The organism is Streptomyces sp. CO7 (assembly GCF_053474865.1).
The window spans coordinates 1,620,646-1,622,343 of sequence record NZ_JBRIOU010000002.1 but is presented as its reverse complement, the minus strand read 5'-3'; the positions used below and the strand labels follow the sequence as shown (position 1 = coordinate 1,622,343).

1 protein-coding gene is annotated in these 1,698 nt (G+C 73.6%); it reads right to left on the bottom strand.

Annotated elements, in window-relative coordinates:
* Nucleotides 1–218: 218 nt before the first annotated feature.
* A complete protein-coding gene (locus tag ACOV8S_RS09500) occupies nucleotides 219–1,655 on the bottom strand; it encodes a GH1 family beta-glucosidase (protein ID WP_448317266.1) in 1,437 nt (478 codons plus the stop codon).
* Between the last annotated feature and the right edge of the window lie 43 nt (nucleotides 1,656–1,698).

Below are 1,698 nucleotides of genomic sequence, written 5' to 3'. Positions count from 1 at the left end.
GGCCGAGGGTGTGCAGCCGTGCCCGCAGTGCCGGCCGGACACGGAGCTCGGTCTGCTCGAGTGAGCGTGCGCCCCGCCGGTCCCCGCGCGGCCGCCCTCCGGCACGCCGCGGGAAACAGGCCCGCCCCCGGGCCCGGGAGAGCGGGCGTTCGGGGGCGGGTCCGCGGTGCGGCGACGTGCGGGCTGTGGGACGCCGCACCAGGTCGGTGGCCGGGCTGTCAGGCGCCGGGCACGATGCCGGTCCGGGCGACCTGGGAGTACCAGCGGGCGCTGGCCTTGGGGATGCGCCTGCCGGTCGGGTAGTCGACGTAGACGGCGCCGAACCGCTTGCTGTAGCCGTAGCCCCACTCGAAGTTGTCCAGCAGCGACCACAGGAAGTAGCCCCGCACGTCCGTGCCGTCCTGGACGGCACGGTGGACGGCGGCCAGGTGGTCGCGGACGTACGCGATGCGCGCGGGGTCCTTGACCTCGCCGTTGGGGTCGGCGTAGTCGTCGAAGGCGGCGCCGTTCTCCGTGATGATCAGCGGCAGTTCGGGGAAGTCCGAGCCGAGGCGGCGCAGCAGCTCGTACATGCCGGAGGCGTCGATCGCCCAGCCCATGGCGGTGGTGTCGCCGGGCGGCTGGTGGAACGCCACCTCCTCGGCGGCCGGCCACGGGCTGTGGGCGCTGCGGCCGTGGCCGTCGGAGTTGTGGGTACCGCTGCCGTCGGCGCGGGAGACCAGGGTCGGCGAGTAGTAGTTCACGCCGAGGAAGTCCAGCGGCTGGTGGATCTCGGCCAGGTCGCCGTCGCGGACGAAGGACCAGTCGGTGAGGCCGGCGGTGTCCTTGAGGAGGTCGTCCGGGTAGGCGCCCTCCAGCATCGGGCCGGTGAACACGCGGTTGGCCAGCGCGTCGATGCGGCGGGCGGCGTCGACGTCGGCGGCGTCCTGGGTGAGGGGGCGCACGTGATGGATGTTGAGCGTGACCGAGCACTGCGCGTCGGCGGGGATCCGGCTGCGCAGCGCCTGCACCGCCAGGCCGTGGCCCAGGTTGAGGTGGTGGGCGGCGCGCAGGGCGTCGACCGGGTCGGTGCGGCCGGGGGCGTGCACGCCGGAGCCGTAGCCGAGGAAGGCGCTGCACCAGGGCTCGTTGAGGGTGGTCCAGGTCTTCACCCGGTCGCCCAGGGCGTCCGCGGCCATGGCCGCGTACTCGGCGAACCGCTCGGCGGTGGCGCGCTCCGGCCAGCCGCCGGCGTCCTCGAGCTCCTGCGGCAGGTCCCAGTGGTAGAGGGTCGCCACCGGCTGGATGCCCTTCTCCAGCAGCTCGTCGACCAGGCGCCGGTAGAAGTCGAGGCCCTTCTGCACGGCGGGGCCCCGCCCGGTGGGCTGGATCCGGGGCCAGGCGAGGGAGAAGCGGTAGGCGCCGATGCCGAGCTCGGACATCAGCGCGACGTCCTCGCGCCAGCGGTGGTAGTGGTCGGTCGCGATGTCGCCGGTGTCGCCGTTGCGGACCTTGCCCGGGGTACGGGAGTAGGTGTCCCAGATGGACGGCGTGCGGCCGTCCTCGGCGGCCGCGCCCTCGATCTGGTACGAGGCGGTCGCGGAACCCCAGAGGAAGCCCTCGGGGAAGGTGAGGTCGGCGCCGGGGGTGGAGGCGGCCTGATCAGCGGTGACCATGTGTTTCCTTTTCACGTTCGAAGGAAGGAGGGGGGAGGGGTCC